Source organism: Vibrio sp. D417a (assembly GCF_030248595.1).
In the GTDB taxonomy this organism is placed as follows: Bacteria; Pseudomonadota; Gammaproteobacteria; order Enterobacterales; family Vibrionaceae; genus Vibrio; species Vibrio alginolyticus.
The window spans coordinates 12,916-32,423 of sequence record NZ_JAHGAM010000045.1 but is presented as its reverse complement, the minus strand read 5'-3'; the positions used below and the strand labels follow the sequence as shown (position 1 = coordinate 32,423).

General features: G+C 46.3%; 16 protein-coding genes, 1 tRNA gene, 1 rRNA gene and 1 pseudogene. 11 read left to right on the top strand and 8 right to left on the bottom strand.

Features of this window, described 5'->3' with window-relative positions; genetic code table 11:
* The first annotated feature begins 35 nt into the window (after positions 1–35).
* Positions 36–152, top strand: a 5S ribosomal RNA gene (gene rrf, locus KI742_RS22860).
* 70 nt (positions 153–222) lie between these two features.
* Positions 223–313 (top strand) — tRNA-Ser (locus KI742_RS22855).
* A 675-nt stretch (positions 314–988) separates the two neighbouring features.
* On the opposite strand, the gene KI742_RS22850 is transcribed toward KI742_RS22855, so the two are convergent.
* From KI742_RS22850 to hemC, 4 genes are read right to left on the bottom strand one after another with little or no spacing between them, the layout of a single operon-like run.
* Entirely contained in the window at positions 989–2,170 is a 1,182-nt protein-coding gene (locus tag KI742_RS22850) for a heme biosynthesis protein HemY (protein ID WP_285386143.1), read from the bottom strand.
* The gene (locus KI742_RS22845) at positions 2,170–3,381 is read right to left on the bottom strand and encodes a uroporphyrinogen-III C-methyltransferase (protein WP_005378751.1); all 1,212 of its coding nucleotides are present in this window, start codon (positions 3,379–3,381) and stop codon (positions 2,170–2,172) included. Before KI742_RS22845 ends, KI742_RS22850 begins: the two co-directional genes overlap by 1 nt.
* A 17-nt stretch (positions 3,382–3,398) precedes the next feature.
* Positions 3,399–4,127, bottom strand: a complete 729-nt coding sequence (locus KI742_RS22840; protein ID WP_005383386.1) for a uroporphyrinogen-III synthase — start codon at positions 4,125–4,127, stop codon at positions 3,399–3,401.
* A 2-nt stretch (positions 4,128–4,129) separates the two neighbouring features.
* The gene (hemC, locus tag KI742_RS22835) at positions 4,130–5,068 is read right to left on the bottom strand and encodes a hydroxymethylbilane synthase (protein ID WP_005383388.1); all 939 of its coding nucleotides are present in this window, start codon (positions 5,066–5,068) and stop codon (positions 4,130–4,132) included.
* 346 nt (positions 5,069–5,414) lie between these two features.
* On the opposite strand from hemC, the gene KI742_RS22830 reads away from it, so the two are divergent.
* A complete protein-coding gene (locus tag KI742_RS22830; protein ID WP_053350817.1) occupies positions 5,415–7,943 on the top strand; it encodes a class I adenylate cyclase in 2,529 nt (842 codons plus the stop codon).
* Between the two features lie 69 nt (positions 7,944–8,012).
* Here KI742_RS22830 and cyaY read toward each other — a convergent pair whose 3' ends face one another.
* On the bottom strand, positions 8,013–8,327 hold the full coding sequence (cyaY, locus tag KI742_RS22825) for an iron donor protein CyaY (RefSeq protein WP_005383391.1): 315 nt from the start codon (positions 8,325–8,327) through the stop codon (positions 8,013–8,015).
* On the opposite strand from cyaY, the pseudogene KI742_RS22820 reads away from it, so the two are divergent.
* The 7 genes and pseudogenes from KI742_RS22820 (at position 8,307) to KI742_RS22790 (ending at position 15,647) form a co-directional block, all read left to right on the top strand.
* Positions 8,307–8,518: pseudogene (locus tag KI742_RS22820) on the top strand (lipoprotein). The gene cyaY and the pseudogene KI742_RS22820 overlap by 21 nt on opposite strands.
* A 61-nt stretch (positions 8,519–8,579) precedes the next feature.
* Positions 8,580–9,833: a diaminopimelate decarboxylase gene (gene lysA / locus KI742_RS22815; RefSeq protein WP_005378745.1), complete on the top strand. Its 1,254-nt coding sequence runs from the start codon at positions 8,580–8,582 to the stop codon at positions 9,831–9,833.
* A 10-nt stretch (positions 9,834–9,843) separates the two neighbouring features.
* Complete coding sequence (dapF, locus tag KI742_RS22810; protein ID WP_005378744.1) at positions 9,844–10,674, top strand: diaminopimelate epimerase; 831 nt, start codon at positions 9,844–9,846, stop codon at positions 10,672–10,674.
* Entirely contained in the window at positions 10,668–11,399 is a 732-nt protein-coding gene (locus KI742_RS22805; protein WP_025768160.1) for a DUF484 family protein, read from the top strand. The genes dapF and KI742_RS22805 overlap by 7 nt, the downstream gene beginning before the upstream one ends.
* On the top strand, positions 11,365–12,297 hold the full coding sequence (xerC, locus tag KI742_RS22800) for a tyrosine recombinase XerC (protein WP_005378742.1): 933 nt from the start codon (positions 11,365–11,367) through the stop codon (positions 12,295–12,297). The genes KI742_RS22805 and xerC overlap by 35 nt, the downstream gene beginning before the upstream one ends.
* A gap of 8 nt (positions 12,298–12,305) precedes the next feature.
* On the top strand, positions 12,306–13,022 hold the full coding sequence (gene yigB / locus KI742_RS22795; RefSeq protein ID WP_213916226.1) for a 5-amino-6-(5-phospho-D-ribitylamino)uracil phosphatase YigB: 717 nt from the start codon (positions 12,306–12,308) through the stop codon (positions 13,020–13,022).
* 138 nt (positions 13,023–13,160) lie between these two features.
* On the top strand, positions 13,161–15,647 hold the full coding sequence (locus KI742_RS22790; protein ID WP_054577268.1) for an EAL domain-containing protein: 2,487 nt from the start codon (positions 13,161–13,163) through the stop codon (positions 15,645–15,647).
* Between the two features lie 83 nt (positions 15,648–15,730).
* Here the strand turns inward: KI742_RS22790 and KI742_RS22785 are convergent, their stop codons facing one another.
* Together KI742_RS22785 and KI742_RS22780 are read right to left on the bottom strand one after the other, a co-directional pair.
* The gene (locus KI742_RS22785) at positions 15,731–16,327 is read right to left on the bottom strand and encodes a tRNA-uridine aminocarboxypropyltransferase (protein WP_031780839.1); all 597 of its coding nucleotides are present in this window, start codon (positions 16,325–16,327) and stop codon (positions 15,731–15,733) included.
* Positions 16,327–17,877 (bottom strand): COG3650 family protein, encoded by a 1,551-nt coding sequence (locus KI742_RS22780; RefSeq protein ID WP_262650342.1) that lies wholly within the window; start codon positions 17,875–17,877, stop codon positions 16,327–16,329. The genes KI742_RS22785 and KI742_RS22780 overlap by 1 nt, the downstream gene beginning before the upstream one ends.
* Positions 17,878–17,924: 47 nt before the next feature.
* Here KI742_RS22780 and KI742_RS22775 point away from each other — a divergent pair, with 47 nt between their 5' ends.
* The gene (locus KI742_RS22775; RefSeq protein WP_005378735.1) at positions 17,925–18,395 is read left to right on the top strand and encodes an EVE domain-containing protein; all 471 of its coding nucleotides are present in this window, start codon (positions 17,925–17,927) and stop codon (positions 18,393–18,395) included.
* A 50-nt stretch (positions 18,396–18,445) separates the two neighbouring features.
* On the opposite strand, the gene KI742_RS22770 is transcribed toward KI742_RS22775, so the two are convergent.
* Entirely contained in the window at positions 18,446–19,270 is an 825-nt protein-coding gene (locus KI742_RS22770; protein ID WP_005378734.1) for a Cof-type HAD-IIB family hydrolase, read from the bottom strand.
* Between the last annotated feature and the right edge of the window lie 238 nt (positions 19,271–19,508).

Here is a 19,508-nt window from a genome sequence, read left to right as displayed (position 1 = left end):
AATTAAAAAAACAGCTTTCCAGATTAAAGAATTTGCTTGGCGACCATAGCGTTTTGGACCCACCTGATTTCCATGCCGAACTCAGAAGTGAAACGAAATAGCGTCGATGGTAGTGTGGGGCTTCCCCATGTGAGAGTAGAACATCGCCAGGCTTTAAATATCGTTATTTGCATAGACAAGTAACAACATCATCAGTGTACTAATCTGTTGATGACAATTTGTGGAGAGATGGCTGAGTGGTTGAAAGCACCGGTCTTGAAAACCGGCATACGTTAATAGCGTATCTAGGGTTCAAATCCCTATCTCTCCGCCACTATTAAGAAGCCTTGCTAGAAATAGCGAGGCTTTTTTCATTTCCGTACATCTTTATTACTCTATCTGTGCTTGCCAAAAATCAATTCCATATGCGATCTACTTTTCGACAAAGTAATATTGGTATCGGTATTGGTTGTGACGTTTTGATTTTTGCTAAGAAGTGCAGTTGCTTCTAAAGCTGTTCATCCTCATCACTGCATGCTGTCCCGATAAGGTTGTTGGAGATGCTTTGTTAAGGTGTTGAACCATCTATTGCCTTATCGTTCTCTTAAAGCACTACCATTGCTTCTCTAGCCCCTTTTACCGGATAGACCGAACAAATAAGCATACTCAAATAGCCACTGTTTCACTGATGTATCTTTTTGTTTTACTCAGTCTAGCGATGCGTGTGCTCTATTGCCTAAATCTAGCTACGTCTTAAAACCATACATCAACAGGCTAAAGTTACGTATTCCTGCATCTTTTAAAATTGTTTTTGGATTCTGCTGGAATGACAGGAGCAGAGTAGTCAAAAGAGAAGAGTGAAAGTGAAACGATAGTGAGTTGCTAGGAAGTTGGAAATTACTTGGGAACCAATGAATTTGATAAACATGTTGATGTAAGGACTAAAGGGTTAATAGCAGGCAATAAAAAAGCCGACAGTGAGCTGCCGGCTTGGTTAGATGACTGCTACTTAGTCGTTCTGTACGAGCGTGAGAGCTTTACGAGAGACTTCGTGAGCAGCTTTGGTTAGATTTTGCTTCTCTAGTGTGTCTGCTAGGAATGCATAGTCAGAGACGTCAGAGCGAAGCTTTAAGGCGATCTCAAAGTGATCTTGGGCTTCTTGCCACTTCTCTTGACGGAAATAGAAGTGCGCTAATGCGCTATGGGCAGCGGCGTTATCCGGTTCTTTCTTCACTACGCCCTCTAAGAAGACCACGACAGGGTGGGTATCTGGCAGATTTAGATCTGGCAGTAGTTGATAAAGCTCTGGGGCAGGTTGTTTTTTTAATGCTTCTTTTAGCACGGTAAAGGCTTCTGCATCAGCTTTTCGTGTGATGAGTTCTCGAGCAAAACAGGCAACGAGGTGTGTGTCTTGTTTCACTTTACGTGAGAGACTATTCCAATGAGAGATAAGCCCTTCGCTACCTTGTTGTTGCGCTACTTCATGGAGTAAGCCGCACTGCGCCTTTTGAATCAGCTCTGCATGTTCTTCTTCCGTGATGAGTTTTGCTTTGGTTAGTTGTGGCAAGAGGTCAATAAGAGGTTGCCACAACTTTAGCTGCATGTACGTTGTTTTCAGCAAGTTCAATACAATAGAGTTACTCGCATACTGACTTTTTAACGATTGCAAGGTATCGAAAGCGGACTCGAACTCGTTGTCGCGGATAAATTGTTTCGCTCGAGTCAGTTCTACTGCGAGATGGGCGTTCTCTTGTTGGCTCGCTAGCTCTAGATAGTGATCTCGTTTTGCTTTATCACCTTGGCCTTGTGCGGCTTCAGACGCAACCAAGTAGCAAAGCAGCGGCATATCGTGATGATTTGCCCAGCGAGTTACTTTCTTCTCAGCACCTTTCCAGTCACCTTCTAGCAGTTTAATAATGCCTTCATTGGTGTATCGGCGGGAATGGCGCATTTTGCGAACACTGAAGTAGTTCCATGTTGTAGAACTAGCATAAACTAACTTCTTAATCAGATACTCAAGCAGAAAAAGACCTGCGAGTGTAGCGATAACGAAAACCACTAATGTCGTTACGCTCATCTCAATCGTTTTCTCGGCAAAGGAGATGAGTACATAGCCTTGCTGACCAGAAAACTGGGTGCCAACAAATAGTCCTGCGCCTAGAACAACAAATAGGAAAATAAGACGAAACATTACTTATCCTCCATGCCTGTCATCGTTGTGACTTCACGACGTAGGCGTTCACGAATGACATCTGATAGTTGAGACTGACTTTGCAGTTTCGTTGGGTATTCCACTTGAATATTTTGCTGACTTAGTAGGTTAACCGTTTTGTTGAACTCTTTAACGGAATTATCGTCTTGGTTGAAGAAAGCTAATGCCCATTTGTCGGCTGTTTTTAGAGATGTGGTGTAAATTTCACCTTGTTCTTGGTACACCGCTTTTATTGCCGTTTCCAATTTGGCTTTGATGTTTTCTTTCAGGTAAAAGTGTTGCTCAGGAGAAAGCAGTGGAATGACGTTACCATCGCGCGTGCGGAAGGTAATGAAGTTTTCTGAAAAGTCCTTCAAAGAGGTCATTAAGTTATCTTGCCAGTTTGCGATATCTTCAGACACTTCAGTGTTTTCTACGGCTTCAGCTTCAGGTAGCAGTGCATTGGCGAGAGGGAGCTTGTCTACTTGCTGTTGTAGCGCAGTTAAGCGTAGTACCAATCCATCACGGTCAATTAGCGGGATAGTGCGAAGTTTGGTGATATCGTTCGCCATTGCTTTACGTAGTTTGACGAGGCTAGGATCATTCAGTGCTGCAATGCGTTGGTCTGCACTTTCCATTAGTTGAGTCGCGCTTTCTACGTCATGCTCTAAGAACAGTTTACGACCTGCTAATTTGACGAGGTAATCGGCTTCAGCAAGTAGCCAGTCGTTTGGTCGACGACCTTTCACATCGGCAACGGCAAGCTGTAAGCTTTCAATGCTCTTCTGTTGCTGTCCCAGTACCACTTCCGCTTTGTGTGTCACGGTCGTTGCTTTCTCGATGGTTTCTTCTTGTACCCGGCTGAGCTCTTGCTTCATGGAGGCTTGAGTGCTTTCTAGCTGACTTTTTAGTTGGGCGATCTGCGCTTGGTAATCGGCTTGCTGTTGATGCAGCTTGTACGCGAGGCCACCGCCAAAAATAATCGATAAGATGATAGCGACCGTGCCTAGTTTGACACCGCGTTTACCTTGTTTTTCTTCAAACTCGACTTTGGTTGGCTCTGCTGTTTTTGGGGGCTCGGCCGCTTGTGGTTGCTCTTTTTTAAGGTCCGCATCCTGCTGCGATGTGGTTTTTTCGACTAGCGGTGCCGATGAGGTTTCTTCGGAAAGGTTTTTATCGTTATTTTTTTGGTCGTTATTTTTACTTGTCATGCCTATATCCTGTGTAGCTAGGGCTGGAGAGCCGCCAGTAATTCTTGGTTGGATGCGCTTCCCGTGCATCTCACGCGAGTGAACCCCCTTTGAATTGCGATGTCAGCGATACGCTGACTGGGGATATACAACTCTTGTTGATTAAGCCAAGTCAATTGCTCCGACGTCAATTGGCTGCACAAATAATCCAGTTGTTCACCACTGGTGACAATAATCTGGTTAATTTGTAGGTTTTTCCATAGTGAGATACAGCTTACTGGATCGAATGGGATGAATTCTCTCTTGTAAGTCTCACTATAGTGAACTTTTGCGCCACGCCTCACCAATGCATCTTTGATCAGCTCTCTTCCGCCGTTACCACGAAGGATAAGAACTTGTTGTTGTGCCACATTGTTGAGCTCTGGCAGTCGCAATAAGTGTTCACTATCACTGACTTGGGGATAGTGTACTTTCTGTTGGGTACATTTGCTTAAATAGTGTGCTGTTTTTTGACCAACGGCAAGGTAAATAGCTTGTTTCGGCCATGACATCCCGTTGCTGGCTAAGATTTGCTGTGCACATTGCACTGCATGTCGACTAACAGCGATAACAATTTGAGCTTGATGTAGATGTTTAGAGAGGTGCGTGTCCGTGAGATCGGCGACAATGTCGATCAGAGGATGGTGATATGCGGAAATGCCGTGCCTTTCGAGCAGAGAGCAAAGCGCGTTGCCTTGCTCTCCCGGCCGAGTGACCAACACTGCCATGGTTATTCGTGATCTGCGTACAGCTTAGTTAGGATTTCACGAGCGCCGTTATCTAGCAGCTCATTGGCTAGCTGCACTCCTAATGCTTCGCCGTCTTTACGATGGCCACGAATTTCACCACGCACAATTTCGCTGCCATCTGGTTCGCCAACTAATGCGCGTAGCCAAATGTTGTCGCCGTCTAGCAGGGCATAGCTGCCGATAGGTACCTGACAGCCGCCTTCTAGCGTAAGGTTCATTGCGCGCTCACACAAAACGCGGTCTACGGTGTCTTGGTGGTTAAGTGGCTCAAGCAGCTTAAGCAGTCTTTCATCGTCAAGGCGGCACTCAATACCGACAGCACCTTGCCCTACCGCTGGTAGTGATTGCTCTGGTTCGATAAAGCTACGAATGCGCTCTTCAAGCTTCAATCGTTTGAGGCCAGCCGCAGCAAGAATGATTGCATCATACTCACCCGCATCTAACTTACCAAGGCGAGTGCCCACATTACCGCGAAGCTCTTTGATGATGATGTCCGGACGATATTCTTTCAGTTGGCATTGACGGCGCAAACTGCAAGTACCAACCACGGCACCTTGAGGGAGCTCATCAATGTGGCTATAGGTATTAGAGACGAAGGCATCACGAGGATCTTCACGCTCACAAATGGTCACGAGGCCAAGGCCTTCTGGGAAATCGACGGGTACGTCTTTCATTGAGTGAACGGCGAGGTCTGCACGTCCTTCTAGCATCGCGATTTCAAGCTCTTTTACGAACAAGCCTTTGCCGCCAACTTTTGCTAGTGGTGTATCTAAAATCACGTCACCTTTGGTCACCATGGTTACTAACTCGACTTCCAAGCCAGGGTGAGCGGCTTGAAGGGCGTCTTTAACAAAGTAAGCTTGCCATAAAGCAAGAGGGCTTTTTCGAGTTGCAATGCGAATCGGTGTGGATTGTGTCATGATCTTCTCAATGCTGTTTGGATTTGGGTTTATCCTACCATTCTCATCAAGAAATGCTTACTGTTAGTTCGTTATCTCTGAAGGCTATGAATGGAATTACATGACGTTATGAAAATAGTGTGACTGGATTCTCAATTAGACTAAGGACTATTATTAGTAATAGGTAATAAGAGCGACACTACCGCGCGATTAATTTTGTGACTAAAGTATGGTTTTGTATCCAGAGTGATACGCGGGCGTGAAGCTTTACCCGCACCAATAAAAGTGTTAAATTGATCACGTTTTTAAGCCGTTTTGGTTTAAAACGTCAGCAGATTTTCGTGATTGTTCAACCAAGGAATTCCCCTTGCAGGCTTACACCCAAAAAATCATCCAGCGACTAGATAATTTGAATCAGCAGCGAGTTGATCGCGCGCTGGCGCTTATGGATTCGCAAAGCCAGCAAGTCTTCCATTTGATTCCTGCCTTGTTGAACTACAACCATCCTGTAATTCCTGGCTATTATGATGCCGATGTCCCGTTTGGTGTGCATGGGCTTGAACTAAATAGCATTCAGCAACAATTCATAGATGATATTCAACTTGCCATTGGTCAGCCGCTCAAGACGGTAGAAAAGCCCGCTATATTGGGTTTGTACACCATGGGCAGTACCTCCTCGATTGGTCAAAGTACTTCCAGTGATTTGGATATTTGGGTGTGTATCTCACCAGAGATGGATTGTGACGAACGCGAGTTATTGACCAATAAATGCTTACTCATCACGGATTGGGCACAAAGCAAAGGCGTGGAAGCGAACTTTTTCTTAATGGATAAAGAGCGCTTTAGAAGCAATCATTCTGAGGAGATGACAGGTGATAACTGTGGTTCATCTCAGCACTTACTTTTGCTCGATGAATTCTATCGTAGTGCGGTGCGTATTGCCGGACAGCGTTTGTTATGGCAAATCGTGCCGCCAGAAATGGAAGAGTGTTACGACGAGTACGTTTCTCAACTTTGCAGTGATGGTTACATCGACTGTAGTGAATGGATCGACTTTGGTAAATTGAACTGCATTCCTGCTGAAGAATACTTCGGATCGAACTTGTGGCAGTTATACAAAAGCATCGACTCTCCCTACAAATCGGTATTAAAAGCCATCTTGCTAGAAGCTTACTCGTGGGAATACCCGCATACTCAATTGTTAAGCATCGACACTAAACGTCGTTTCTTTGCCCATGAGCCTGATCTCTATGGCATGGATGCGTACTACTTAATGTTGGAAAAAGTAACCCGTTACTTAGAGCGAATTCAAGACGATACACGTTTGGATTTAGTGCGTCGCTGTTTCTATCTCAAAACCCATGAAAAACTATCTCGTGAGCCGAATGTTGGCTCAGTAGCTTGGCGTCGTGAAGCACTGAGCGATATGATTGCAAAATGGAATTGGGATGCCAGTGTCGTTGCAGAGCTCGATGACCGCCGTAATTGGAAGGTTGAACAAGTAAAGGTGGTACATCATGCATTGCTGGATGCGTTGATGCAAAGCTACCGTAACTTGATTCAATTTGCGCGTCGTAACGACATCACTTCTGCTATCAGTCCGCAAGACATCAGTATTTTGGCCCGTAAACTCTACGCTGCTTTTGAAGTATTGCCGGGCAAAGTAACGTTACTAAACCCACAGATTTCACCTGATCTGCACGAGCCTGACTTGAGCTTTATCGAAGTGAAAAAAGGGGGGGTAAACAAGTCTGGTTGGTACCTCTATAAACAACCGCTTATTGCGCACCGCATTTTGGGGCAACCATATCTAGAGCATCATGAATACTTGAGTAAGTTGGTTGCTTGGGCATTCTTCAATGGCTTGATCACTGAATCGACTCGTTTACATGCCGTGGTACGTGAAGCGCAGCTAGATATTGATAAGTTTTACCAAATGGTGAGTGACTTACGAAATACTTTTGCGTTGCGTAAGCGTCGTCCATCTATGCAGGCGCTAGCGAGTCCTTGTGAAATAAGCCAGCTTGCGATGTTCATCAACTTCGAAAATGATCCGACGTCTGAACTTTCTGGTCGTTCGTTGAAAGTGGATGTTAAGAACACCGATATTTTTAGCTTTGGTCCAGAACATAAAAATTTAGTCGGCAGTGTTGACCTTGTTTACCGTAATTCTTGGCATGAAGTGCGTACGCTGCATTTCAAAGGGGAAACGGCGATGCTGGATGCACTGAAAACCATTTTGGGCAAAATGCACCAAGATGCGTTGCCACCAGAATCAGTGGATGTGTTCTGCTATGCGAAGAACATGCGTGGTGTGATGCGTAATATGGTTTACCAGCTTTTAGCTGAATGTATCGACTTACGCTTGAAACCAGTAGAGCAAGAGAAACGCCGCCGCTTTAAAGCGATGCGTCTTGGTAACCAGACTTATGGGTTGTTCTTTGAACGTCGTGGTGTGTCGGTGCAGAAGCTAGAAAATTCCATCGATTTCTACCGCAGCATTTCTACTAACAAGCTCAAAGGCTCGCCGCTGTTAATGCTCGATCGTGAGCAAGAATATCAAATGCCGGAAGCGGTGGATGGGTTTGCCAGTGAAGGTCTGGTGCAGTTCTTCTTTGAAGATAACGAGGATGGCTTCAATATTTATGTGTTGGATGAGTCAAATCAAGTAGAAGTGTATCACCAATTTAGTGGCTCCAAAGATGAAATGATTTCGTCTGTAAACAGCTTCTACACGTCGGTAAAAGACGATAGTCGCGTCGCGTCTAAGTTTATTAACTTTAACCTGCCTCAGTACTATCAAATTATTCACCCTGAAGAGGGGAATGCGTATATCATTCCTTACCGTAATGACGGTTGTTCACCGAGTCGCCCGACCAAAACTGTGAACGCGTAATTAAACCCGTATCAATAAACAAAAAGAGCACTTCGGTGCTCTTTTTGTTTTGGTGACGATTGACCAGAATTATGCCCAATCAATGGCTTCGCCCGCGTGCTTTTCACATTCTTGCTTCACCATTTCAAATAGCTCCATACCCGTTTTTGAGCAGGTCCATTTACCTTCAATAAGTTTGAAGTGGAAACCACCAGATTTGGACGCTAGCCAGATCTCATGCATCGGCTCTTGGCGATTAATGATGATTTGGCTGCGGTCTTCAAATTCCAATGTCATTACGTTGCCAGTGACTTCGTAATCAATGTCTGCGCCTGAATCATCGATGGATTCTTCGATGATTTGCATCTGCGCATCCACCAGTTGATGAAATTCAGTATCGTTCATCCGTCTATCCTATTGCTTTTCCTGAGTGTGGTGCGATTATAGGGGGCATTGATTCAATAATCACGATATGCGAAATGAAAAAATTAGTTACTGTGTTGTTTGTGATGGTTGCCGCGACCTTAGCGGGGTGTGGTCAGTCTGGCTCACTATACATTCCAGATGACACTCAACAGAATGAGCAATCACAATAAATAACCGCACCTTAGGGTGAAATTAGGGTTCAGCAGTCGAATAAAATAAGGGAAGCGAATTTTGGATTACTTCAACTATCAGGATGATGGCCAGCTTTGGGCCGAAGACGTCCCACTTCAAGCTCTTGCAGAGCAATATGGCACTCCTCTTTACGTATATTCTCGAGCCACGCTAGAGCGCCATTGGAAGGCGTTTGATAGTGCTGTGGGTCAGCATCCTCACCTGGTTTGCTACGCGGTGAAAGCCAACTCAAACTTAGGCGTATTGAACACGCTAGCGCGTTTGGGATCGGGTTTTGACATCGTGTCGGGTGGTGAACTTGAGCGTGTGATTGCCGCAGGCGGTGATCCGAAAAAAGTCGTTTTCTCTGGTGTTGGTAAAACACCGGCAGAGATGAAGCGCGCTCTTGAGCTAGGTATCAAATGTTTCAACGTTGAATCTGAGCCAGAGCTAGAACGTTTGAACAAGGTTGCGGGTGAGCTTGGTGTGATTGCGCCAATTTCTCTGCGTATCAATCCAGATGTCGACGCGAAAACACACCCTTACATTTCGACTGGTCTTCGCGACAATAAATTCGGCATTGCGTTTGATCGTGCGCCAGATGTTTATAAATTCGCGCAAAGCCTGCCGAACTTGAATGTGCAAGGCATCGACTGCCACATTGGTTCTCAGCTGACCAATATAGACCCATTTATCGACGCGACAGACCGTTTATTGGCCCTGATTGATGATTTAAAAGCACAAGGCATTAACATTCGTCACCTTGATGTCGGCGGCGGTTTGGGTGTGGTCTATCGTGATGAATTACCACCTCAGCCTTCTGATTACGCCAAAGCGTTACTAGGCCGTCTTGAAAATCACCAAGACTTGGAGCTGATCTTTGAGCCAGGCCGTGCAATTGCTGCGAACGCAGGTATCTTGCTAACGCGTGTTGAGTTTTTAAAACATACTGAGCATAAAAACTTTGCGATTATCGACGCTGCAATGAACGACTTGATGCGTCCTGCGCTATACCAAGCATGGCAAGATATTGTGCCAGTTTCACCGCGAAAGGGTGAAGCTCAGACTTACGACTTGGTTGGTCCTATTTGTGAAACCGGCGACTTCTTGGGTAAAGATCGCGCACTCGTTTTGCAAGAAGGTGATCTACTCGCGGTTCGTTCAGCAGGTGCCTATGGTTTTGTGATGTCTTCGAACTACAATACTCGTACCCGAGCGGCAGAAGTGATGGTGGACGGTAAACAAAGCCACTTAGTTCGCCAGCGTGAGGAGCTGACCAGTTTGTGGCAGCTGGAACAGATTCTACCGGAGTAACACACAACAAATGCATTTCCACTTTTCCAAAATGCACGGTTTGGGCAACGACTTCATGGTCGTCGACTGTATTACCCAGAACGTGTTTTTCTCGCAAGACCTGATCCGCCGCTTGGCGGATCGTCATACTGGCGTTGGTTTTGACCAATTGCTTGTGGTAGAGGCCCCTTACGACCCTGAAACCGACTTCCATTATCGGATTTTTAATGCCGATGGTAGTGAAGTTGAACAGTGTGGTAACGGTGCACGCTGTTTTGCCCGCTTTGTTCGCTTGAAGGGGCTGACCAATAAATACAGCATCAGCGTGAGCACCAAGAAAGGAAAGATGATTCTCAACATCGAAGATGATGGGGAAGTGACGGTCAACATGGGCGTGCCAGAGTTTGAACCGAACAAAATTCCTTTCAAAGCGAAGCAAAAAGAGAAAACTTACATCATGCGAGCAGGCGACAATACCTTGTTTTGTGGTGCTGTGAGCATGGGTAACCCGCACGTAGTGACCGTGGTCGACGATGTGGATACGGCAGAAGTGGAAACTCTCGGTCCGCTGCTCGAGTCGCATGAGCGTTTCCCAGAGCGCGTCAACGCTGGCTTTATGCAGGTGATGAGTCGTGACCATATTCGTCTTCGAGTTTACGAGCGAGGCGCAGGAGAGACACAAGCTTGTGGTAGTGGTGCATGCGCGGCAGTCGCGGTTGGGATTCTGCAGGGCTTGTTGGATGAAAACGTTAAGGTTTCTCTACCTGGTGGTGAATTGCGAATTGCATGGCAAGGCCCTGGCAAGCCGTTGTTTATGACCGGACCTACAACGCATGTATTTGATGGTCAATTATCTTGCTAGTTGAAGAAAAAGGAAACGGTTTGTCTCAAGTAGAAGCAGATGCCTTAACGGCTGAAGTAGTGGCAGAGTACCTCAAAGATCATCCAGACTTTTTTGTGCAACGTCCGGAGCTTGTGGATCGTTTATCTTTCCCACACTCAGACTTAGGCGCGGTATCTTTGGTACACATCCAAATGAATCGCCAACGTCAGCGCATTGAAGAGTTAGAGGAAGAGATCACTACACTAATGTCGCTTGCGGCGAACAATGATCGCACCTTTTACGAATTTATGGATTTGCAGGGGCAGATTCTAAAGTGTGGTGACTTTAAACAAGTCATTCATTCTATCGAAGAGAAAGCCAAAACATTGGGCTTACGTGCGTTTGTTCGATTGTTTAGTCAATGCGACGCATCGATTCAATTGAGTAAGGAAAGTTATCAACGCTTTGCGACCACTCACTTAAATGGCAAAGATGCGTACTTAGGACGTCTTCGCAAAGTGGATCGTGAAGCTTTGTTTGGCAACATGGAAGTGCCGGAAATGGGGTCCTATGTGGTACTGCCGCTCGTGAAACAGCAAACTCTGGGCGTGCTTGCTTTTTCTAGTGAAGATGGCGGCCATTTTCAGCCAGATATGGATACCTTGTTTTTGCGTCACCTATCATTAGTAGTGGCACATCTCGCTCAAACACTGGTATGGCAAAGTTACGATGACGACAACTCCCAACACTCCTCTGCCAAATAGTCTGCAAAAGCCTCTTGAGCGCTTCTATGAATTCTTACGAAGCGAAAAGGGGCTTAGCCTACATACTCAGCGCAATTACAAACAGCAGCTAGAAACAATGGCGCAGCACCTAGCTGAAATGGGGCTCAAAGATTGGTCTCAAGTGGATGCTGGTTGGGTGCGCCAATTAGCAGGTAAGGGCATGCGAGAAGGCATGAAAGCCAGCAGTTTGGCAACGCGCCTCTCATCGCTGCGTAGCTTTTTCGATTTCCTTATTCTGCGTGGCGAGATGTCGGCTAACCCAGCCAAAGGGGTTTCAGCACCTCGCAAAAAACGCCCGTTGCCCAAAAACCTCGATGTTGACGAAGTGAGCCAATTACTTGAAGTCAACGAGGACGACCCGCTGGCTGTGCGCGATCGCGCCATGATGGAGCTGATGTACGGCGCCGGTTTACGTTTGGCTGAGTTGGTGGGTGTGGATGTACGTGACGTACAACTGCGTAGTGGTGAGCTTCGTGTTATTGGTAAAGGCGATAAAGAACGTAAAGTGCCGTTCTCTGGGATGGCAACCGAGTGGGTTGGGAAGTGGCTACGCGTTCGTGGTGATTTAGCCGCTCCAGGTGAGCCCGCCTTGTTTGTATCTAAGCTCGGAACGCGTATTTCGCATCGTAGCGTGCAAAAGCGCATGGCTGAATGGGGGCAGAAACAGTCTGTCGCAAGCCATATTAGTCCGCATAAACTGCGTCACTCATTTGCGACACATATGCTCGAATCAAGCAATAACTTACGTGCGGTGCAGGAGCTTTTAGGGCACGAGAACATTTCGACGACCCAAATCTACACGCACTTGGATTTCCAACATTTGGCGCAAGCCTACGACCAAGCCCACCCACGCGCACGTAAAAAGAACGGGGAGTGAGCCGAAGTATGAAATTTTATCGCCGTATCGAGCCTATTAAGGCAATGACCTTTGACCTAGATGATACCCTCTACGACAACTATCCTGTGATAGTTCGCATGGAGCGTGAGTTGCTATCTTGGCTCAAGCACCATCATCCAGCGGTTGCCCATATGAATAAAGCGGATTGGTTTGCTCTCAAGCAGCGTGTTGTGCAGCAACAACCCGAGCTGAAGAGCGATGTCACTTTATGGCGTTTAGTGCAACTTCAGCAAGCCTTCTCCCAAGTAGGCTACGACGAAGACGCAGCACATGCCGCCGCGAAAGCCGCAGTAGACGTTGCGTTGGACTGGCGTAACCGTTTTGAAGTGCCGCAGCAAAGCCTCGATGTACTGGAGGAACTCGCGCAGCACATCCCGTTGGTGGCAATCACCAACGGTAATGTGGATTTAGACCGCATCGGTCTTGCGCCTTATTTCCAACAGGTACTTAAAGCCGGACCAGATGGATTGGCGAAACCCGCAACCGATATGTTTACTAAAGCGAAGCGATTCTTGGATACTCCTGCGGAGAATATTCTGCATGTCGGTGATCATCTAACCACGGATGTGCATGGTGCAAAGTTGGCTGGTTTTGCAGCCTGTTGGTTTAATGATATGAATAAAAATGTCATTAACCATTCAAAAACACGTACTTTACCTGATATTGAAATCAATAGTTTGCAGCCGTTACTCACACTTTTTTAATTGCTTTCGCATTAATCCATTCTAATCTCATTTTGTGTCTAGAAAAGCAGCGCAAAGCCACGTAAATTATTCTCTATTAAATAAAAATAGTAACGCCACACGTCGTGGTGAAGATAGTGTTACGGCAGTGGTAGGTCCATGCGAGCTTTTTCAAAACTGGTTCACGATGTCAGTCAACTGAATGACTTTTTAGTCACTTTTCCGACTTCCTCAGATAAACAATATTTAGTACAAATATTGTCGACGCAATCGCGCGAAATTACGACCACACTTGCAGACGCCGTTTTGTCGTCGCTGCCGAATGCTCATGTTATGGGGCATAGTACGCGTAATGTGATTCTGGAAGGGGAGATATTTACCTCTGGTTGCCTAGTGAGTGTGATTGAATTTGAGCAAACCACCCTGACTTCTGCGGTACAAACATACTCTTACTCCCCTGACATTGATGGCGGGGAGCTCAAGCGCTCTCTTCTAATGCAGCATAATTCACAGGTGATCCTCAGCTTTGCTGTGCAAATTGAACGACGTGACTATCCCTTGTTTCAAACCTTCGCCAGTGAAGAAGTCGTGATTTCTGGAGGGTTGGCGCAGAGTATTGACGATGGCTGCTGGGTGCTATATCAAAACCGAGTTTACGATAACGCTGTGGTTGCCGTAGCTTTGCACAGTGATACTTTGAAGCTATGGACTGATGCGTATTCGGAATGGAACCCGATTGGCATGCCACACAAAGTCACTCATGCAAAAGGAACGCGCTTGTATTGTTTAGGAGAGAAGAAAGCGCTGGACGTATACAAGCGTTACTTGGCGGATGGCCATGACGTGACGCTGAGTCAACTGCTCAGCTTTCCATTGTATCGAGAAAGCTTAGGGCGAAAGGAAGTTTGTACGGTAACGGAGCTACACGCTGATGGTAGTATGAGCTTCGACAGGCCCTGGTGTCTTGGTGACGAAGTGCAATTTTGCTATAACCATCCCTCGTTAACGCTCGAGCAAGTGCGGCATGGTGTGGTTGAGTTAGCCATGCACCAACCTGAAGTCGTGATGATTTTTAACTGCGCGTCACGGTTAGACTTTATTGACAGCAGCGACGAAGTCCAAGCCTTCAAAGATATTGCGACGACGTTTGGTAGTTACTGTATGGGGGAACTGCATGGTGGTATTGGTCAGCCCGAAATTCTTCATCACAGCCTGACGTATTTAGCGATGCGAGAGGGAGACGAAGTGCAAACATTGAACTTGCCTAAGTCGCCCGTTAGCTCCTCTATTTCACCGTTGTTTAGCTTGATTCGAAATGCGATCGGCGATCTCAACCATATGAACGCGCATATGGGATATCAACTCGATCGCCAAACGCGCAAGTTACAAGAAAGCTATCGACGCGACAGTCGTACGGGGTTACAAAACCGGGTCGCATTGCAAGAGCGGCTGAGTAACATCGATTTGGATGAGCATTTGTTGACTCTAAAGCTACTTAACTTTAGTCATATCAACGAAAAATACGGCTACCGAGTGGGAGATCAATTACTCAAAGATCTCTCAATGCACTTTACGAATCGACTACGAAAGCGTTTCGGCATGCCAACGGCTTTGCAGCTTTATAGTATTGGGGTTGGTGAATGGGCGTTCATATTTAAAGCTGATCAAAGCAGCGAGACCATCAAACAGCACTTTGCGCGTTTTGCTGACGCGGTAGAACAAACTAATTTTGAGCCAATTGGCCTACGTGAAATAGATTATCTTTCTATCTCGCTATGCGGCGGCTTAGTGAGTCGTCGAGATTTTCCATCCGCTTCAGTAGATGAGCTCTTACTCAAAGGCATCGAAGCGAGGCGCTCCGGTGTACGCAGTAATACCCATATCTGTAATGCGAAAGATATTGAAGTCAGTGAGGATGTGCGTAAAGAGCAACTTGGATGGCTAAGTTGCGTCAGTAGAGCCATTCTCAAACAGAACATCATCACTTATAGCCAACCCATTGTGCATGCGGGTAGCCACAAATTGGCAAGCCAAGAATGTTTGGTTCGTATTCTGGAAGCCGATGGAACGGTGATTGCGCCAGGGCGTTTTCTGCCAATTATCTCTGATACGCATCTTTACACTCGGCTAAGTCGGCACATGATTCATTCTACGTTGCATTATATGCGAGATAAGCAAGGTGACTTTTCTATAAACTTATCGCCGCAAGATTTGCTCAGTGATAAAACTTTAATGCTTTTAGAGCATGAAATTAGCCAGCTAAATGACCCAAGGCGAATTGGTTTAGAAGTGCTGGAATCTGAGCAGATCAAAGACTACGGCCGAATGATAGAAGTGTGCAGTCATTTTAGAAGCTTAGGGGCGCGTATCATTGTTGATGACTTTGGGTCCGGCTATTCGAATATCGATGAAATCCTGAAGTTGGAGCCAGAAGTCATAAAGCTCGATGGCAGCTTGATTCGTGATATTGATAAAGACTTAAAACAGCGCAAGATCGCTTCCCAGTTGGTGCGTTTGTGCCAGGTGTTTAACGCGGAGACGGTGGCGGAGTTTGTCCACAATCAGGAGGTGTGTACCATCGCACAAGACATGGGGGTGGATTATTTGCAGGGTTACTATCTTGGCGAGCCGACTCGACTGTTTTAATGATGTTTCACGTGAAACTTCTTGTCGTAAAAAACGCAGCGTAGGCTGCGTTTTTTGTTTGGTTCTTCTACTGAGCTTAATGGTTAACGCTTAAGAGCGTGTCCACTCTTTTCAGCTTGGAACAGAGCGAGGTAATGGGCAAAAAAGCGCTGCATTTGTTGTTGGTTGTTTTGTTCTCCAAGTTGCCCGAGCAAATGTGCAGCGACTTCAAACGTACACAAATTACCTTGTTGTTGGTTGCGTCGCAGCTGATATTGTGAGTCCGCCGACGCAGACAATCCCATAGTAGGGATACCTTCTAACCAACGGCTCTTATTGATCATCTTGCGCGCCTCTTGCCAGGTGGCATCTAAAATAATAAACAGCGGAGTTTTGGTTTGTTGCTGGCTTTGGAGTACCACATGTTCGAGTGTGATACTTTCTTCACAGGGGAAGAGCAACACCGGATACCGCGACGGATCAGCTAATAGAGTGAGCAATTCTGCTGGTGGCTGTTTGCGATCCCAGATTACTCGCTCAATGCTGAGTTGGCACTGCTCTAGTAGCTGGCCGGTATTAGTATCACGCTTCAGTTCATTCGGATGCATTAACAGCAGGATGTTGTGCTCACTGTTAAGTTTCGGCATTAGCGAGCACATACAATTGAATTGAAAACCGCAGGTTGGACACGGTTGTGACATTACAGACGAACTCCTTCTCGCACCGGGCTTATCCCATCAGAGAACAGACGCACGCCACTGACTTGGTTCGGCGTTGCCGTTGGCGCCATGCTTGGGTTGAGTGGGTAGCTAACCCCAGTGTATTGCATCACGTGTTGAGCCGCTTTAGCTCCGCCACCGCTGACATTAAAAATCAGATCTCGCCAACCATGAGAGGTTTGTTGGCCGAGCATAATCGGGCTTTGCACTAGTGTAATGCGGCTATTAAAGCGCCATTCCTTTTCGTGATGTTCAAATATTAGCAATGTACAGCCACCGGAACCACACCAATCCAACTGTACCAATAGCTCTTCGTTACCATCGCTGTTGAGGTCGTAAGTTAGCCAACGGTATTGGTTATTGTTGGGGTTGGTTTGATGGATAAAGAAGTAGTTGCGCACCGCGGCATCTACTTTTGAATCAAACTCTGCACTAGAAGGTACGTCAGCACTACCGATGGGGTTGTTGGTGCGTTTTTCGGCTGGTTGCATGATGCCTTCATCACGAACGGTGGCAGGATAAAGGACTAAACCACCATCGGCGATTGGGTAGACCAAGTTACCGACTTTTTCTTTGGTCGCTTTGAGCTGATTGCCTTCTCGAGTAAACAGTCGCTCTGACATTAGCCTTTGCTGTTGATGATGCGTCATGACAACTTGAACCTGAGACGGACTTAACTGTTGCCAGTAACCACGCTCGATTAATGGTGCTTGTCCATTGGCGTAACGGTATTTTGTTGTGGCGCTGTGGTCTGGGTTTAAGGTCATTTGTACTTCAAAGCCTTGTGATTGGGTTGAGGTCGCGACATAGGTATTAGCCCAGCCAAGCGTTGCATCGACGTTTGCAGCCATACCACAACCTTGATACGTCTCGCCATCATGTTTTAGTGTTGCTTTCCAGCCATACAAAGAATCGCTCATTGTGTCTGAGCAGAGGTTTTCTGTTAAGCGAAGCTCACCACCTTGCAGTTGATAAGTGCGCTGGCGAGGTTGAAGCTGACTGCTGTTAATCGCTAATTTTGTGGTTTGTTTGCCGATTTGCTGGAATGTTAGTCCATTAGCCTCAAAGCTTGCCGACCAAGAAGGCTCATTACCAAACACGCGAGTTGGTTTGTTTGGTTGCTGACAACGGTTTGGGTTTTCCGTTGTGAGGAAGTTCACTTGTTCCACGACAAAGTTAGCATCGAAATCAGCAGAAAACCCATCGATGCCCGGTGGGTTGAGGTGGCCGATAACCTCGCCATACATAGTCTGGTAAGGCTCGTTATTTAACTGAATTGCTCGTTGCATTTGCTGTGGTGATAGTTGCAACCAATATTGCTTGTCGCTGCCACAAGGCATGATGTATTGGCTCTCGTGACCGACGATCACTTTTCCGCGCAGCATAAAAGTTTGAGGTTGAATGGTTTCAGGCTTATCTAAGGTTGCTGGTGGAGAGGTTAGGTCAGCGGCACCAGATTGTGGCGACTGTGAACTACATGCTTGCAGAACCAGCAGGGTGGCAAGCGCCACTGGGTTTTTCAAAGCCTTCATGTTATATCTTCCTCATTATTGTTACTCAATCGGCATCGGATGGCATTATGGCATATTGGTTATTTAAAACTGAACCAGATACCTTTTCTATTGACACGCTTCGAACCCAAAAGGTTTCATGTTGGGAGGGAGTTCGTAATTATCAGGCGCGCAATATGATGCGTGACCAAGTGAAGGTGGGCGATTTAGTCCTGATTTACCACTCTTCTTGTAAACATGTTGGCGTGGCAGGTATTGCTAAAGTTGTGAGAGAAGCCTATCCCGATCATTTCCAATTCGATCCCGAAAGCGATTATTACGATCCAAAGTCAGACCCAGACAACCCGCGTTGGATTATGGTGGATGTAGAGTTTGTACGTAAAACGGCGCGAGTGATTCCGTTGTCGGTGATGAAAGCGATGCCAGAACTTGAGAACATGCCGTTGGTGAAACGTGGAAATCGCTTGTCGATTATGCCCGTGACAGAAGAAGAATGGGACGCGATTCTTGGCAAAGAGAAGCTGCCAAGTCAGCGATAAAAGAAAAGGGCTGCGAATGTGCAGCCCTTCATTATTTGGAGTATCGAAGCTTACAGCAAGTGTTCTTGTAGGTAGTGTGCAACCGCATCTTCCGCATTGCTGCCAATCACTTCATTATTTGGTAGAGCTTTCATCACTTTTTCGTGTGATGTACCCATAACTAGCCCTTTACCTGCCATCGACAGCATTTCTACGTCATTCATGCCATCACCAAATGCTACGCAGTTTTCTAACGTGAGGTCGAGTTTTTTCGCTACCGCTTCAAGAGCATGGCCTTTAGACACGCCAGCGCTCATTACTTCCAAACACCAAGGCGTTGAAAATGCGATGTTCAGCTTATCACCAAACTGCTCACGTAATTTGTTTTCAAATACGACCAAACGTTCGTGGTCTTCTCCTGGATGCGTGAAGAAAACTTTCGCAATACCGTCAGTTGGGGCTTGGTCTTCATCAAATAAGACGTAAGTGAATTCATCGTGGAAGTCACGTAACGTTTCATCATCCTTGTTCATCAACCAGCTATCATTTTGATACATGTGAATAAGTATTTCTTGATCATGTTTGATCGTGTCGATCACGCCTTGTACCAGTTCAGCAGGAACATTCTCGCTGTACATTAGCTGATCTTCCTGGTCATGTACTCGGGCACCGTTCGACGTGATCATATAAGCTGGAATGCCAACTTGGCGACGGATGCTCGCAACGTCTACGTGGTGACGGCCGGTTGCAAAGACAAAGGTATAACCCTTTTCATGCAGCGCTTTTAGCGTCTCTTTTGAGTAAGCACTGAGCTGATGGTTTGGTGCGAGTAACGTGCCATCCAGATCAGAGGCAACGATTTTAGTGATCTCTTTGCAAGGTAGCGATGTGCTCATGAAGTCCTCGTAAACGGTTTGGATAGTGTGGAACAGGTGAATTGCAAACGGAGTACAGCAGACTGACTAGATCGTACTGCTCCGAATGCGGGGGAACTTGGGCTCATAGCACTATGCGGTTAAACACAGTGTCAAAGTAGCCAAGTTCAAGCAGTGTACGCCAAAATGAGGATGAAAAAGAGGGTAAATCGATGTGTAGACATTTCCTCTTTAATCTTAGTCGTGAAATGGTCGCCTA

What these genes read in the sequence shown, in the direction of transcription:
- KI742_RS22850 (WP_285386143.1), bottom strand. Translation starts at nt 2,170, where the DNA reads ATGTTTCGTCTTATTTTCCTATTTGTTGTTCTAGGCGCAGGACTATTT.
- KI742_RS22845 (WP_005378751.1), bottom strand. Translation starts at nt 3,381, where the DNA reads ATGACAAGTAAAAATAACGACCAAAAAAATAACGATAAAAACCTTTCC.
- KI742_RS22840 (WP_005383386.1), bottom strand. Translation starts at nt 4,127, where the DNA reads ATGGCAGTGTTGGTCACTCGGCCGGGAGAGCAAGGCAACGCGCTTTGC.
- hemC (WP_005383388.1), bottom strand. Translation starts at nt 5,068, where the DNA reads ATGACACAATCCACACCGATTCGCATTGCAACTCGAAAAAGCCCTCTT.
- cyaY (WP_005383391.1), bottom strand. Translation starts at nt 8,327, where the DNA reads ATGAACGATACTGAATTTCATCAACTGGTGGATGCGCAGATGCAAATC.
- dapF (WP_005378744.1), top strand. Translation starts at nt 9,844, where the DNA reads ATGCATTTCCACTTTTCCAAAATGCACGGTTTGGGCAACGACTTCATG.
- xerC (WP_005378742.1), top strand. Translation starts at nt 11,365, where the DNA reads ATGACGACAACTCCCAACACTCCTCTGCCAAATAGTCTGCAAAAGCCT.
- yigB (WP_213916226.1), top strand. Translation starts at nt 12,306, where the DNA reads ATGAAATTTTATCGCCGTATCGAGCCTATTAAGGCAATGACCTTTGAC.
- KI742_RS22790 (WP_054577268.1), top strand. Translation starts at nt 13,161, where the DNA reads ATGCGAGCTTTTTCAAAACTGGTTCACGATGTCAGTCAACTGAATGAC.
- KI742_RS22785 (WP_031780839.1), bottom strand. Translation starts at nt 16,327, where the DNA reads ATGTCACAACCGTGTCCAACCTGCGGTTTTCAATTCAATTGTATGTGC.
- KI742_RS22780 (WP_262650342.1), bottom strand. Translation starts at nt 17,877, where the DNA reads ATGAAGGCTTTGAAAAACCCAGTGGCGCTTGCCACCCTGCTGGTTCTG.
- KI742_RS22775 (WP_005378735.1), top strand. Translation starts at nt 17,925, where the DNA reads ATGGCATATTGGTTATTTAAAACTGAACCAGATACCTTTTCTATTGAC.
- KI742_RS22770 (WP_005378734.1), bottom strand. Translation starts at nt 19,270, where the DNA reads ATGAGCACATCGCTACCTTGCAAAGAGATCACTAAAATCGTTGCCTCT.